Consider the following 15,040-nt stretch of genomic DNA (forward strand, 5'->3'; position numbering starts at 1 on the left):
ACCCGACGCACGCAATATGTGTGTCAGGTTGCTCACAACCTGACTTTCATGTCATTTACTCATAGAAGAACAAATAGCCAAGTAATATCCCCGCAATGACCCCTACAAAATCAGCGATAAGCCCCGCGACAATTGCGTAGCGGGTATTCTTGATTCCTACGGATCCAAAATAAAGGGCAACGATGTAAAAAGTAGTATCGGCCGAGCCTTGGAAGATACACACCAATCGCCCAATGAACGAATCAGGGCCAAATTGCTTCATGCTATCAATCATCAACGCCCGTGCACCACTTCCGCTTAGGGGCTTCATCAAGGCTACTGGCAAAGCGTCGGTAAAATCAGTATTTACTCCTGTTAACCCAATTACCCACTTGAAACCTTCCACCAAGTAACTCATGGCACCCGCATTTCGGAAAGCGCTGATAGCGACCAACATTCCGACAAGATAAGGCATAATTTTAACGGAAGTTTCAAAGCCTACTTTTGCCCCTTCAATGAAGGTGTCAAAAATATTGACTTTCCGCACCATCCCTCCCACGAGAAACGAAACAATAATTGACATCAAAATCAGGCTTCCTGTTATCTTTGAAAAGGTTTCAAGCCCTTCTTTCGACAGGCCTGATAAATACCAAAGAAGCAGGGCAATCGCAAACGTAATTCCCCCTAACCAACCGATGACCGTTCGATTCCATAGGTTGATTCGTTGGTAAGAGCCTACAATCAAGATACTCACCAGCGTCGTCACGTACGTACCAATCAAACACGGGATAAAAATATCCGAAGGGTCTTTCGCCCCCAAAATCGCCCGCTGCGCCATAATCGACAACGGAATGATGGTCAAACCAGAGGTATGCAAAACCAAAAACATGATTTGGGCATTGGAAGCCGTGTCTTTGGACGGATTCAGCTCTTGCAAGCTTTGCATGGCTTTGAGACCAAAAGGCGTAGCGGCGTTGTCCAGCCCCAGCATATTGGCCGAAAAGTTCATAATCATCTGCCCATTTGCGGGGTGATTTTTAGGAACTTCGGGAAACAGCTTATTAAAAAACGGCCCGATGATACGCGCCATGAAGTTGATGGCTCCCGCTTTTTCACCGATGTTTAAAATCCCCAAAAAGAAGGTCATCACCCCCGCCAATGGCAGCGCAATGTCCATCACGGCCACTTTGGCCGAGTCGAACATCCCCTCCACCATGAGTTTGAAAATTTCGGTGTCGCCCAAAAAGATTAATTTTAGCAACGCCACCACGAACGCCACGACAAAAAATGCCGCCCAAATGTAATTCAATGCCATAGGTATAGGGTTTAGGAGAAAACAAAGTCTATTATTATGACTTTCCGATTAGTTTTTTGGCAAAGCCATAGGTATGTATCAATCCGAGCCACGACTTGCGTTTGAACAAATCATAGTAGTACGAAATCGTCACTGCCGAACTGAATTGTATCTGTCCAAACTTCTCATTGATGTACTTTTCGGCATTTCGTTCGGCATTCCAGTACGTTTCTGAACTTGAATTGGCCTTGGTTCCGCTCCCTGTGGTATCAAACGCCGCGTGACGTGTGTAATCTTCGAGGGTTAAATGACGAAACGTATATCCACGCTTAAACATATCGTGCGACCATACCGTAGCCGTATCAACCCCGTTCCAACCTCCTCCATAACACCCAATATCACCATTGGGAAGTGTTTCTTTGCGGTATTTTTCAAGGTCAATCATGGCACAATATTCGTTCAAACGACACTCGGGCAGAATGTGCGTGCGGCCATTGCGAATTACTTTCAGTTGAATATCGCGGCGAGGCGTAGCGTGAGCTTCGGCCAAGGCAATAGCTTCTTCGGTCGTTGGCACATATTGCTCAAACATCTTTGAGTTACACTTATTGCCCCAATCAGGTCCAGCAGGACAGCTCCAACACTGACCAATAGAGCCTACGCCCGTCAAGTTTTTTGGCCCGTTCTCAAATTCTTTGAGCATATCGCCAATCATATCCCCGTAAAAAAGCATGTCGTTGTGCATCACGACCAAGTACTTTTTATCGGACACCTCAAGTGGATATTGGTACATGATACTCTGGCGAAAACGGGTATCCACTTTGGCCCGCTCGTGGTCGCGTACACCCAATCCTAAAAAATAATGCGGGTATTGCACCACTAATTTGACCGATGGGTCGTTACGGAAATAATCAATGATTTTAAAAATTCCCACGTAGTCGTCGTGGGGTTGGAGTCGCTCGCGGGAAAGGTAAATTTTATCAATGTGCTGACCACTGTACTGCATCAAAGTTTTAATAGTGACAATGGCTTGGTAAGGCTTGCCGTAAAAGGCTATGCTTACATCTACTTTTTGACTCATTCGGGAGGAGTTAGAGGCGGTTTTCGACCGTTGATGGTTAAAAAATCAAAAATCTAAGTTCCAAAATTACGACGACGGCGTGATTTTGCCAAAGTAACTTGATTTTTCATAACTTTGTATGTGATTTATAAACTTCAATACCCTTGAAAGAATACGGTAGTAACGTCCAAAAATTAGCCGATTATCTCGTTTCCATTCCTGAACGTGATAAACGAACCCTCCAAGCGCACGTCTTGGTGGAATTAATGCGTCAAATCCACCCCAATATGCGTGATGGCCAAGATTATTCTCAAAAACTTTGGGATGATTTGTACATCATGACCAACTTTAAATTGGACATTGACAGTCCTTTTCCTCCTCCATCGCCCGATGCCGTTGGGAAAAAACCGCTCCGAGTTCCTTACACCCAAGAGCATATTCGTTACAAACAATACGGCAAAAACCTGCTTTTACTCGTTGAAAAAGCAATCGCTTGCACCGACCGCGAAGAGAAGTTTGCATTTATTTCGTATTTGATTCGTCAAATGCGCACTTTTTACAATACTTGGAACAAAGACAACCCCGAAGACAACGTTGTATTTACACAGCTCGATGAAATTTCGCAGGGGCGTCTAAAAGAAGAATTGGCTTACCTTCGCCAAAACGGATTGGTGGACTCGACACCTCGCGACAAAGGAACGCACGTTGAACGCTATCAACGTAACTTGCAAAACAATCGCGGAAGTTATCAAAGCCACAATCGCGACCGTAGCAATAACAACAATAACCGTAACAACAACGGCAATAGCAATAATAACAACAATAATAGTAACAACAACGGAGGAGGTAGAAGTAATAACAATAACAACAATAAGTTTCGGAACAACAAGAACAACCGAAGACGCTGATTTAGATCGTTCGAGACGGTACAAACGCCGTTTCACAATTCATTACTGACATGCAAATTCAAAAAAGCAAACGCCTTGAACATCTACGGTACGATATTCGAGGCCCCGTTTACGAAAAAGCGCTAGAGCTTGAAAGCCAAGGGTACAAAATTGTTAATTTGAACATTGGAAACCCCGCCCCTTTTGGTTTTGACGCCCCCGATGAAATCATTCACGATATCATCCTCAACATTCGTAACGCCCAAGGGTACGTTGACTCTCGGGGATTGTTTGCCGCCCGCAAGGCAGTAATGCACTACACCCAAACCCAAGGAATCAAAGGAGTCGAAATCAATGACGTTTATATCGGCAACGGCGTAAGCGAGCTTATTGTGATGGCCATGCAGGCGTTGCTAAACGAAGGTGACGAAATCCTCGTTCCATCCCCCGATTATCCTCTTTGGACGACTTCAGTTGCCCTTAGTGGCGGAAAACCTGTTCACTATATTTGCGACGAACAGAGCGATTGGAATCCCGATTTGGAAGATTTGGAGAGCAAAATCACACCACGTACTAAGGGGATTGTGATGATTAATCCCAACAACCCGACGGGTGCCGTCTATGAAAAAGAGGTCATTCAGAAAATCGCCGAAATCGCCGAGCGTCATCAGCTGATTTTGTTTTCTGACGAAATCTACGACAAAATCCTATACGATGGGGCTAAACATTACCCCGTGGCCACGATGGTTCACGATACGCTTTGTGTCACCTTCGGAGGACTTTCCAAAAACTACCGTGCGGCTGGTTTCCGTGGTGGTTGGTTGATTTTGAGTGGGGCAAAACACCGTGCCAAATCGTACATTGAAGGCTTGACATTTTTGGCGAGTATGCGTTTATGTGCCAACGTTCCAACGCAATACGCCATTCAAACCGCTTTGGGAGGATACCAAAGTATCCAAGACTTGGTGCTTCCGATGGGGCGTCTTCACAAACAAATGAACTTGGTCTATGACCGACTAACCGCCATTCCTGGCGTAAGTTGTGTAAAGCCTAAAGGTTCTTTGTACGTTTTCCCTAAAATCGACCTGCGTAAGTTTGATTTTCAAAACGATGGGGATTTTGTCTTTCAGTTACTTTCTGAGCAGAAAGTACTTGTTGTGGCAGGTACAGGGTTCAATTATATTCACAATGACCACTTCCGAATTGTATTTTTACCATCAACCGACGAGCTAACAATTGCCATGAATCGGATAGAGCTGATGCTCGATGAACACCGTATTCATGCCACCAAGTCGGTGGAAGAGTATTTGGTTTGACAAAAAAGCACAAAAAAAGCTTCCCTTGAAAATTACGTTTTCAAAAAATCCACTCCAAGTTGAGTGGATTTTTTGCTTAAAAATTACCAAATTTTAAAAACAATACCATTTGTGACCAAACTCAACGGGTTTATTCTCCTCCCCCCTAATTGAAGGCCTACTATATGGTTTATAAATACCAATAATTCTATCCCTTATTTCAGCTTTTGGATTATCATCGTGATGCTTTTGTTGTTGATGTAGTTTCAAAAATTGAGATTCTTTTGTGCACCATTCTGATGCCTTGTCACAAAAACAAAATACACAAAAACCCCGAAAATTGCCAAATTTGGCTTTTTTCGGGGTTTATTTATTTGTAAAAATTGTAAATCAACAGGTTAAACCTAAAAAGGGAAACCTATTTTTTATCGCCTTTAAGTGCTTGCGCACACGAGGCCTAGAGCGGTTAACTGTTAACAATTAACAGTACCTACCTAAGCGTGCGAGAAGACAGGATTAAACATGCCCACTTCTTTGGCTTCCAGCATCGACTCGCCCATCAAGAACTCATCTACTTTGCGGGCTGCTTCGCGGCCTTCTGAAATCGCCCAAACAACCAACGATTGTCCACGACGACAGTCACCTGCGGCAAAGACTTTGTCAATCGAAGTAGCATAATTCCCTTCCGAAGCTTTGATGTTTTTACGCATGTCCGTTTCGATACCGAATTGTTCGATTAAATACTGTTGAGGATGCACAAAACCCGCCGCAATGAGTGCCAAATCGCAGTTAACTACGCGTTCGTTTTCAGTAATTGGTGCTTTGCGACCATCTTCCAACGTGCGCTCACCCGTGATGTCAGCAATACGCAAACCTGTCAATTTTTCGCCATCGCCAACAAACTCTTGCACGGCAATCGCCCAAAAACGGTCACAACCTTCTTCGTGCGAAGTTGACGTCCGTTTGGTCAAAGGCCACTGCGGCCAAGGCGTTTTTTCATCACGAACTTTATAAAAAGGTTGAAGTTTATCGTCGTATTTTGGCGCAGGCATTACTTCCACTTGCGTAATAGTCGCCGCTTTGTGGCGGTTTGACGTTCCAACGCAGTCAGAACCCGTATCGCCACCACCAATCACTACTACGTGTTTGTCAGTGGCCAAAATTTCGCCATTCACGTACTTATCCCCACGGTGGTCAACCACCCGCGCGATGTCAGACACCCGTTTATTTTGCTGGCTCAAAAACTCCATTGCAGGATGAATCCCTTTTCCGATGTATTTGTCCCAGCCAGGAATACGAATATCACGAGGCTCCGTTGAACCAATAGCGAGTACCACCGCGTCGAACTCACGCAAAATTTCTTCTGCCTGAATATCCACGCCAATATTTACTCCCGTCTTGAACTCAACTCCTTCTTCGGCCATTACAGCTGCGCGACGTGCCACGACCGTTTTTTCCAATTTAAAATCAGGAATACCATAGCGAAGCAACCCTCCTACCTCGTCGGCACGCTCGAAAAGCGTCACCAAGTGTCCAGCATAGTTAAGCTGAGCAGCTGCCGCCAAACCTGCGGGGCCAGAGCCAATCACGGCTACTTTCTTACCTGTGCGTTTGGCAGGAATGCGTGGTTTTACGTAACCCTTCGCAAAGGCCGTTTCGATGATGGATTTCTCCACGTACTCAATCGCAACGGGTGGTTTATTGATACCCAACACACATGAAGCTTCGCAGGGGGCAGGGCAAATACGACCCGTAAACTCTGGAAAGTTGTTGGTACTGGTCAATAATTGGTAAGCATATTCCCAGTTTTCTTCGTAAACAGCGTCGTTAAATTCTGGGATAATATTTCCTAGTGGACAGCCATTATGGCAAAAGGGAATACCGCAATCCATGCAGCGAGCTGCTTGTTTTTTGGCATCATCCGTTGTCCCTAGCAATTCAATTTCTTTATAATCTAAGCGGCGTTCTTCTACACTACGCTTACTTGGCAACTCACGGCCAAATTCAATGAATCCAGTGGGTTTTCCCATGATTTACTTTCCTTTTTTGTTATTCAGCAGGTTTACAATTACAATTTCGTCACGTAGAACCATATAATAGAGTCCATATTGTCGAGTAACCGAAATTCTACGGATAGAACTCAATTCCTTGGTTGCCATTCCAATATAGGGGTGATTCTCTAAAAGATTCAACGTCTCAAATAACTGGTCTGAAAACATTTCCGCAAAGTTATCAGCCCACTCGTCCATTAAATAATTTAGAATTAGCCGAAAATCTTCTTCGGCATTTGGAGTCCACACTATTTTGAAAGCCACTGTTTCACATTATGTTTTACAGTTTCGTTTTCAATCAGCTTTCCGTTTTCAATTTGCGACATAGAGTCTTGAAGACGCTTTAGTTGCTCTTCAGAAAGCTGGAATTGTGTATCGTTATTCAAAGCAAAATCTGCTATGCAATCGTATAAATTTCGCAGCATTCGCTCATCCTGAATTTGATCAATCAAGTGATGAAAGCTAGATTTAAGTTCTATAGTTGACATACTACCTTTAGTTTTAAAGCTTTCACGAAGATAATCATTTTTTTCAAAACCCTACAGGCAGGAAAACCTGCCTGCAAGGCCGAATATTAAGGGATGGGCTAATTATTGGGCTACATCAACAACGATGTCTTGATAGACGACGTTTTTATCAGCAATCTGTTGCGAAAGGCTGATTCCACGGCTTGCCAAGGCTTTCTTGAAGTCGTTTGGCAATACCTTCACAAACTGACTCAAGTACGTATCCCAGTCTTGGGTCATCATAAATGCCACATTACTGGTGGTATATTGGAAATGTTTCTCTACAAAACCTTTCACAATCGTTTTGTCTTCGTCAGTCAAGGCATCTACGCTTACCATTTCAGGATTTACTTTTGGTGCAAAGTCGGCGTTTTTATCCCAAACATAAGCAACTCCACCCGACATACCCGCTGCGAAGTTTCGTCCAACTTCTCCGAGGATAATCGCTACACCACCTGTCATGTACTCAAGACCGTGATCTCCTACTCCTTCTACGACTACTTTTGCGCCAGAGTTACGCACGCAGAAACGCTCTCCAGCAGTTCCGCGAATATACGCTTCTCCCGAAGTTGCTCCGTAAAAGGCTACGTTACCGATAATGATATTTTCTTCTGGCACAAACGAAGCTTCACGATCTGGATAGACGACGAGTTCAGCCCCACAAAGCCCTTTTCCGAAATAATCGTTGGCATCTCCTTCTAGTTCGAGGCGTACGCCCGATGTATTAAAGGCACCGAAGCTTTGTCCTGCCGTTCCTCTGAATTTAAAGTGAATGGTTCCGTTTGGTAACCCGACGCCACCATATATTTTCGATATTTCGTTGGAAAGCATGTTTCCTACCGAGCGATTGAGGTTATTGATAGAATATTCTCCGTAAACCTCTTCTCCTTTTTCGAGTGCTGGTTTGGCGGCTTCCATCAATTGCCAGTCAATTACTTCTGCAATTCCGTGGTCTTGTTCCTCTTGTTTAAATTGCGCAACATCAAGGCTTACTGGCTCTTTGAACAACATCGCGTTGAAATTCAATGCTTTGTATTTCCAGTGTTTTATATCATCACGCATTTCGAGGTATTGTGCTTGTCCCACCATTTCGTTGATGGTACGGAAGCCCAACTGCGCCATAATTTCGCGCAACTCCTGTGCCATGTACGTAAACATGTTCACGACGTGTTCTGGTTTTCCTGTGAAAAGTGCGCGCAACTCTTTGCGTTGTGTAGCAACTCCCACTGGACAAGTATTCAAGTGACACTTACGCATCATGATACAGCCCGTAGCAACGAGTGCGGCTGTAGCTACGCCAAATTCTTCGGCACCTAATAACGCCGCAATCGCTAAGTCACGACCTGTACGCATTTGGCCATCGGCCTGCACAGTCACTCGTCCGCGAAGTTTATTTTTCACCAACGTTTGGTGCGTTTCGGCCAACCCAAGCTCCCAAGGAAGACCTGCGTGGCGAATGGAACTCAACGGAGACGCCCCCGTTCCTCCATCGTGGCCCGCAATCAAAATATGGTCAGCGTGCGCTTTGGCAACCCCTGTGGCAACCGTTCCTACGCCTGCTTCAGATACCAATTTCACGCTGATACGTGCGGCACGGTTGGCGTTTTTAAGGTCATAAATCAATTGAGCTAAGTCTTCAATTGAGTAAATATCGTGGTGAGGTGGCGGCGAAATCAAGCCTACACCTGGCGTCGAGTGACGCGTACGTCCAATCCAATCATCGACTTTATGCCCTGGTAACTGCCCTCCTTCTCCAGGTTTTGCCCCTTGGGCCATCTTAATCTGAAGTTCTTGGGCATTTGATAAGTAATGGCTCGTTACCCCAAAACGTCCCGATGCCACCTGCTTAATGGCTGACGACATAAAGTCACCGTTTGGAAGCGGTTGATAACGAATCTCATCTTCGCCTCCTTCACCTGAGTTTGATTTGCCCCCGATGCGGTTCATAGCAATGGCAAGCGTTGTGTGTGCTTCCCACGAAATTGAACCAAACGACATCGCACCTGTAGCAAAACGCTTGAAGATACTTTCAACAGGCTCTACTTCGTCGATTGAAATCGCTTTTCCTTTCTTGAAACGCATCAAACCGCGAAGCGTAAGAGCCTTTTGGGTCTGATCATCAATCAATTTCGAGAATTTCTTGAAAATTTGATACCCTTCTTCTCCACCTTTGCGGGTCGATTGTTGCAAAAGGTGAATTGTTTGCGGGTTAAAAATGTGTGCTTCTCCGCGTTGTTTCCACTGATAGAAACCACCCACTTCTAGGTGCGGATTTACCATCGGCGTTTCTGGATAGGCTACTTTATGGCGAACCAATACTTCACGGGCGATTTCTTCGATACCCATACCGCCAATACGCGAGATGGTTCCTGTGAAATACTTGTCTATCACGTCTTTGTTGATACCCAAACACTCAAAAATCTGCGCTCCTTGGTACGACTGAAGCGTCGAAATACCCATTTTAGAGAAAATTTTGAGCAATTCTTTATCAATCGCCTTGATGTAATTAGCGTAGAGTTTTGTATTTTCAAACTCTCCATTAATCATCTTTTGGCGGTTCATGTAAGCGATGGTTTGGAAGGCCATATACGGACAAACCCCCGCAGCGCCATAACCAATGAGTGTAGCAACATGGTGCGTTTCAAAAACATCTCCTGCCTCTACAAGGATACCCACTTTACCACGTAACCCTTTACGAATCAAGTGATGGTGAACCGTGGACATGGCCAACAACGACGGAATCGGTGCGTGGTCAGAGTCAATGGCACGGTCAGACAAAATAATGATTTCAAAACCGTCTTCAATCGCGTCTTCGGCGTAGGTACAAATACGTTCCAACGCACGCGCCAGCCCTTTTCCACCTTGGTCGGCACGGAAATAGGTATTGATTGTTTTGGCCTGGAAATGGTCTTTGTCAACCCAACGAAGTTTATCAAATTCTTCGATGGTCAAAACAGGTTGTTCTAATTCAATCTGACGACAATGCAGCGGCGATTCGGTCAATAGGTTTTCGGTTGAACCTACAAACGAAATCAAAGACATAATCGAGCGCTCCCGAATAGAGTCAATCGGCGGGTTGGTTACTTGTGCAAAAAGTTGCTTAAAGTAATTAGAAAGGTGCTGACTTTGATCCGATAATACCGCTAATGGTACATCGACTCCCATCGAACCAATCGCCTCATAGCCTGTTTCAGCCATCGGCCCAATCACCATCCGTAGGTCTTCGGAAGTAAAGCCAAACGCGATTTGACGCTTTAGTAAAAGTTTATCGTCATACGGAGCAAACGGACGTTGTGAAGGTTCGAGGTCAGAAATTTTGATTTTATTTTCATCCAACCATTTTTGATACGGCTGACGTGAGCAAATATCGGCTTTGAGCTCTTCGTCGGGGATGATACGGCCTTGTTCCATATCCACCACAAACATTTTACCCGACTGCAAGCGACCTTTGGTCACTACGCGCGCAGGGTCGATGTCGAGTACCCCTGCTTCCGAGGCCATAATAATGGTATCGTCGTCCAACACCCAATAACGCGAAGGACGCAAACCGTTACGGTCGAGGGTAGCACCGATGATTTTACCATCCGTGAATGAAATCGACGCTGGACCATCCCAAGGTTCTTGAATAGCCGCGTGGTATTCGTAGAAAGCCTTACGTTCTGGATCCATGGCCTCGTTGCCATCCCAAGCTTCAGGTACGACCATCATCATTACGTGTGGCAATGAGCGACCCGACAAATACAAAAGCTCGATGGCGTTGTCCAAGTTGGCCGTATCTGAGTTAGTTAAATCACAGATTGGCAACAACATGTCCATTTCTTCTTTGGTGAAGTGCTCTGTCCAGAACGACTTCTCGCCAGCACGAATCCAGTTGACGTTACCACGAACGGTGTTAATTTCACCATTGTGAGCCACGTAGCGGAAAGGCTGTGCAAGTTTCCAAGAAGGAAAGGTATTGGTAGAAAAGCGCGAGTGAATAATGGCAAAAGCCGAAACGACTGATTCACTGTGCAAGTCTGGGAAGTAATAGTTCAATTGACCTGTTGTCAACTGACCTTTATAAGAAATAGTACGGCACGAAAGCGACGAGAAATAAAAATGCGCTTTGGCACCCACTACAGTATCGTTAATTATACGAGTGGCGTATTGACGAAGTACAAACAACTTACGCTCAAAACCCAACTCATCCGTAACTGAATCAGGACGTTTGATGAATAGTTGTTCAACTTGTGGTTCTACCGACAAGGAGCCTTCCCCCAAAACATCGTTGAGTGTTGGAACGCGGCGGTAGCCTAGCAATTCCATGCCCAACTTTTTGATTTTTCGGTTAAGGATATCGCGGCATTCACTGCGAAGCTTTTCATCTTTAGGGAAGAAAATCATACCAACACCGTACTCACCCGCAGCTGGGAGGGTAATGGCCAATTTGGTACATTCTTCCACAAAAAACTCATGAGGGATTTGAATAAGAATTCCAGCACCGTCACCCGTGTTAGGATCGCAACCGCAAGCACCGCGGTGATCCATACGTTCGAGCATCGTAATCGCATCAGCGACCATCTGGTGAGACTTGCGACCCTTCATATTGGCGCGGAAACCAATACCGCATGCGTCATGTTCAAACTCGGGGCGATATAACCCCTGTTGGGCAGATTCTAACATGGTTTTGTTGTATATTGGGGGTTGGTTGACTTCCGATTCGTCACTTTGTTGCCTAAGTACTTCTACGGAACTTTAATCTCACGCAAGTTACACAAAAATTTATTTGGTACAACAACCTTTTTACCAAATATTGTATCTGTATTTTTAAAATATTGAGAATATATCAAATTATCTTGGAATTTTACAATTTCATAACACCAAAGATTAATATTTCATATTTTCGCAATAATATCTAGTTTCATAAGATATTTTTCAAAAAAACCTCATTTTCATTAACAATTCATCAATTAGAGTTGCCTATCGGGACTCAGTTTTTGCATTTTTGCAATCAAGCCCTGTTTTTCGACTTTTTCGACCAGTTTACATGAGTATTCTTTGTAAAAAGAAGTGAGTATTTCCTGAAAAAAGACGCTCAAATAGGCACGCAAGGAAGAAAATATAAAATAATGTTAGAAAATAGGTGCCGTCAAAGTTAACTTTGCGCCTTTAGTACAAATCACCAATCCCCCAACTCCTCCGCTCGTGGAACACGTAGAACAACTACCAACCGTCGAAACCGCCAAAAAACTAGGTATTCTTCCCGAAGAATTTGAACAAATCAAACAAATACTAGGCCGCACGCCCAACTTCACTGAGTTGAGCATATTCTCGGTGATGTGGTCGGAGCACTGCTCGTACAAAAACTCAATCGTTTGGCTTAAAACCCTCCCCCGCGACTCTGACCGAATGCTTGCTAAAGCTGGCGAAGAAAACGCTGGTCTGGTTGACATTGGTGACGGCCTTGCATGTAGCTTTAAAATTGAATCTCACAATCACCCTTCAGCCCTTGAACCTTATCAAGGCGCGGCAACGGGTGTCGGCGGTATCAACCGTGATATTTTTACGATGGGTGCGCGTCCCATCGCTCAATTAAACTCTCTCCGCTTCGGAAACCCCGAATTGGCCAAAACAAAATGGCTCGTAAAAGGGGTAGTAAAAGGCATCGGCGACTATGGCAATGCGTTCGGTATCCCAACAGTAGGTGGCGAAGTTTTCTTTGATGATTGTTATAACACCAACCCACTCGTCAATGCGTTTTCGGCAGGAATCGTAAAGGCGGGTGAAGTAGCTCGCGCCATTAGCTATGGTGTAGGCAACCCCGTATTTATTGTTGGTTCGGCAACGGGCAAAGACGGTATCGGAGGAGCAAGTTTTGCTTCGGAAGATATTTCTGAAAAGTCAACCGAGAAATTGCCAGCCGTTCAGGTGGGTGACCCTTTTATGGAGAAACTTTTACTCGAAGCTTCTCTTGAAATCATCCGTACAGGTTATGTAGTGGGTATTCAGGACATGGGGGCTGCGGGTATCATCTGCTCAACCTCTGAAATGAGTGCCAAAGGCGAACACGGGATGATTATCGACCTCGATAAAGTACCAACGCGCCAAGCCAACATGAAAGGCTGGGAAATTTTGCTTTCTGAATCACAAGAACGTATGTTGGTAGTGGTTGAAAAAGGCAAAGAAGATGTCATCAAAGGTATTTTTGATAAATGGGATTTGCATTGCGCCCAAATCGGTGAAGTTGTTGAAGGCGGACGTTTGCATTTCTTCCAACACGGCGAATTGATTGCCGATGTTCCTGCTCACGATCTAGTACTAGGTGGTGGTGCGCCTCAAAATCACCGCGAATACCGCGAACCTGCTTATTTCCAAGAATTTAAGAAATTTGATATAAATTCGGTGGCTGACGTCAACTCAGCAGCTGAAATTGCAGCTGTAACGCGTCACCTTCTTTCGCATCCAAACATCGCTTCTAAGAAGTGGGTGTATGAGCAATACGACTCGATGGTAGGCACAGCCAACCGCTCTACTAACCGCCCTTCGGACTCGGCAGTGGTTCGTATTCGCGACGTAGAACGCCCCAACTACCAAAAAGGCATTGCCATGACGGTTGACTGTAACGCTCGTTACGTGAATGCTGATCCGTTTATTGGTGCACAAATTGCGGTTTCGGAAGCAGCTCGTAACCTCGTTTGTACAGGAGCTGAACCGTTGGCAATTACCAACAACCTTAACTTTGGAAACCCGTACGTTCCTGAAGTATATTGGCAATTTGTTCATGCCGTTAAAGGAATGGGCGAAGCTTGCCGTAAATTCAGTACACCTGTGACGGGTGGTAACGTGAGTTTCTACAACCAATCATCAGACGACGGACCTGTGTTCCCAACTCCAACGATTGGTATGATTGGTTTGATGGAAAAACCTGAAAGCCAAATGACGCTCGACTTCAAAAACGAAGGTGACTTGATTTTCTTGGTTGGTCAACCTAAAAATGACATCGCATCATCAGAGTACTTGTATTCATACCGTGGTGTAAAAGCCTCTCCTGCTCCCGCGTTCGACCTCGACGAGGAGTTTGAATTGCAACAAGCCGTAGCACAATTAATTTCTAATCAGTTGGTTGAGTCAGTTCACGACGTTTCTGACGGTGGTCTGATGGTCGCTTTGGCCGAGTCTGCCTTGCCTCGCGGATTTGGTTTTGAAGTTGCAACCCAAAGCCCGTACCGCGCCGATGCGTTCTTGTTTGGCGAAGCACAAAGCCGCGTGTTGGTCAGTGTAAGCCCTGACAAGCAAGCTGAATTCCAAAAAGTACTTGGTGCTGACCTTAAAATCACGCACGCCTTGCTTGGTAAAGTAACGAAAGAAGGCTTTGTGGTTGATAAACAAACGGTTATTTCAGGAGCAGAAGCTAAAGATTTATATGACAACTCATTGGGTAAAATCATGAGTTAGTCTGGTTGAGTTTATACCAATAAAAAACGCCGTCAGTGAAAATTGACGGCGTTTTTTTGTAGTTGATCGTTTTAGCTACATTGTCCTAAAACATACCAAAGGACTAAAAATATAACGACTGTGCTTACACAGCCTCCTCCTAATTTTTTTGCGCCGTAGCCTGCTAATAATCCCCGTATTAAGTCATTCATGTCTATAAAGTTTAGAGTCGTTTGTTGCAATTTATCAAAAATTTGAACCAAACGTATATTTTACAAAACGGGAAAACTTTTCCTCAAATTGGGGTGAAAAAAAATGGCGTTTCATTCTTGGACAAGGTTTTGAGAAACCTTTTGCTCATTCTGCATCTGCGCTGGTTTTGAGAAACCAGCAGCACCTGTTCGAGAAACTCTTTGCTCATTCTGCGTCTGCGCTGGTTTTGAGAAACCAGCAGCACCTGTTCGAGAAACTCTTTGCTCATTCTGCGTTTACACTGGTTTTGAGAAACCAGCAGCACCTGTTTGAGAAGCCTTTGCACATTCTGCGTCTGCGCTG

The 15,040-nt window shown here is 44.8% G+C and carries 10 protein-coding genes; 3 read left to right on the forward strand and 7 right to left on the reverse strand.

What is annotated here, in order from left to right; all coding sequences use genetic code 11:
* Positions 1-55 precede the first annotated feature (55 nt).
* Both AC23N5_RS09820 and AC23N5_RS09825 read right to left on the reverse strand, forming a co-directional pair.
* Positions 56-1,294 carry a nucleoside recognition domain-containing protein gene (locus AC23N5_RS09820; RefSeq protein WP_487755428.1) on the reverse strand — a complete coding sequence of 413 codons (1,239 nt, stop codon included), beginning with the start codon at positions 1,292-1,294 and terminating at the stop codon, positions 56-58.
* Between the two features lie 34 nt (positions 1,295-1,328).
* Positions 1,329-2,354 (reverse strand): hypothetical protein, encoded by a 1,026-nt coding sequence (locus AC23N5_RS09825; RefSeq protein WP_487755429.1) that lies wholly within the window; start codon positions 2,352-2,354, stop codon positions 1,329-1,331.
* 143 nt (positions 2,355-2,497) lie between these two features.
* Between AC23N5_RS09825 and AC23N5_RS09830 the strand changes: the two genes are divergently transcribed.
* Together AC23N5_RS09830 and AC23N5_RS09835 are read left to right on the forward strand one after the other, a co-directional pair.
* The gene (locus AC23N5_RS09830; protein WP_183972628.1) at positions 2,498-3,241 is read left to right on the forward strand and encodes a DUF4290 domain-containing protein; all 744 of its coding nucleotides are present in this window, start codon (positions 2,498-2,500) and stop codon (positions 3,239-3,241) included.
* Positions 3,242-3,291: 50 nt separating this feature from the next.
* A complete protein-coding gene (locus AC23N5_RS09835) occupies positions 3,292-4,536 on the forward strand; it encodes a pyridoxal phosphate-dependent aminotransferase (protein WP_183972626.1) in 1,245 nt (414 codons plus the stop codon).
* Between the two features lie 473 nt (positions 4,537-5,009).
* On the opposite strand, the gene AC23N5_RS09840 is transcribed toward AC23N5_RS09835, so the two are convergent.
* From AC23N5_RS09840 to gltB, 4 genes are all read right to left on the reverse strand, one after another.
* A complete protein-coding gene (locus tag AC23N5_RS09840; RefSeq protein WP_487755430.1) occupies positions 5,010-6,545 on the reverse strand; it encodes a glutamate synthase subunit beta in 1,536 nt (511 codons plus the stop codon).
* 3 nt (positions 6,546-6,548) lie between these two features.
* The gene (locus AC23N5_RS09845; protein WP_487755647.1) at positions 6,549-6,764 is read right to left on the reverse strand and encodes a type II toxin-antitoxin system RelE/ParE family toxin; all 216 of its coding nucleotides are present in this window, start codon (positions 6,762-6,764) and stop codon (positions 6,549-6,551) included.
* Positions 6,765-6,814: 50 nt separating this feature from the next.
* A complete protein-coding gene (locus AC23N5_RS09850) occupies positions 6,815-7,054 on the reverse strand; it encodes a hypothetical protein (protein ID WP_487755431.1) in 240 nt (79 codons plus the stop codon).
* Positions 7,055-7,156: 102 nt separating this feature from the next.
* Complete coding sequence (gltB, locus tag AC23N5_RS09855; RefSeq protein WP_487755432.1) at positions 7,157-11,734, reverse strand: glutamate synthase large subunit; 4,578 nt, start codon at positions 11,732-11,734, stop codon at positions 7,157-7,159.
* A gap of 522 nt (positions 11,735-12,256) precedes the next feature.
* Between gltB and purL the strand changes: the two genes are divergently transcribed.
* Positions 12,257-14,506 (forward strand): phosphoribosylformylglycinamidine synthase subunit PurL, encoded by a 2,250-nt coding sequence (gene purL / locus AC23N5_RS09860; protein ID WP_183972620.1) that lies wholly within the window; start codon positions 12,257-12,259, stop codon positions 14,504-14,506.
* Between the two features lie 274 nt (positions 14,507-14,780).
* On the opposite strand, the gene AC23N5_RS09865 is transcribed toward purL, so the two are convergent.
* Positions 14,781-14,966, reverse strand: coding sequence for a hypothetical protein (locus AC23N5_RS09865; RefSeq protein ID WP_487755433.1), 186 nt, complete (start codon positions 14,964-14,966; stop codon positions 14,781-14,783).
* Positions 14,967-15,040: the final 74 nt, after the last annotated feature.

This window comes from Runella sp. R5_40 (genome assembly GCF_057652295.1).

Bases quoted from the DNA above. Each gene is read 5' to 3' on its own strand.
- AC23N5_RS09850 (WP_487755431.1), bottom strand. From the start codon at position 7,054: ATGTCAACTATAGAACTTAAATCTAGCTTTCATCACTTGATTGATCAA.
- AC23N5_RS09845 (WP_487755647.1), bottom strand. From the start codon at position 6,764: ATGGACGAGTGGGCTGATAACTTTGCGGAAATGTTTTCAGACCAGTTA.
- AC23N5_RS09825 (WP_487755429.1), bottom strand. From the start codon at position 2,354: ATGAGTCAAAAAGTAGATGTAAGCATAGCCTTTTACGGCAAGCCTTAC.
- AC23N5_RS09865 (WP_487755433.1), bottom strand. From the start codon at position 14,966: ATGAGCAAAGAGTTTCTCGAACAGGTGCTGCTGGTTTCTCAAAACCAG.
- AC23N5_RS09820 (WP_487755428.1), bottom strand. From the start codon at position 1,294: ATGGCATTGAATTACATTTGGGCGGCATTTTTTGTCGTGGCGTTCGTG.
- AC23N5_RS09840 (WP_487755430.1), bottom strand. From the start codon at position 6,545: ATGGGAAAACCCACTGGATTCATTGAATTTGGCCGTGAGTTGCCAAGT.
- gltB (WP_487755432.1), bottom strand. From the start codon at position 11,734: ATGTTAGAATCTGCCCAACAGGGGTTATATCGCCCCGAGTTTGAACAT.
- AC23N5_RS09835 (WP_183972626.1), top strand. From the start codon at position 3,292: ATGCAAATTCAAAAAAGCAAACGCCTTGAACATCTACGGTACGATATT.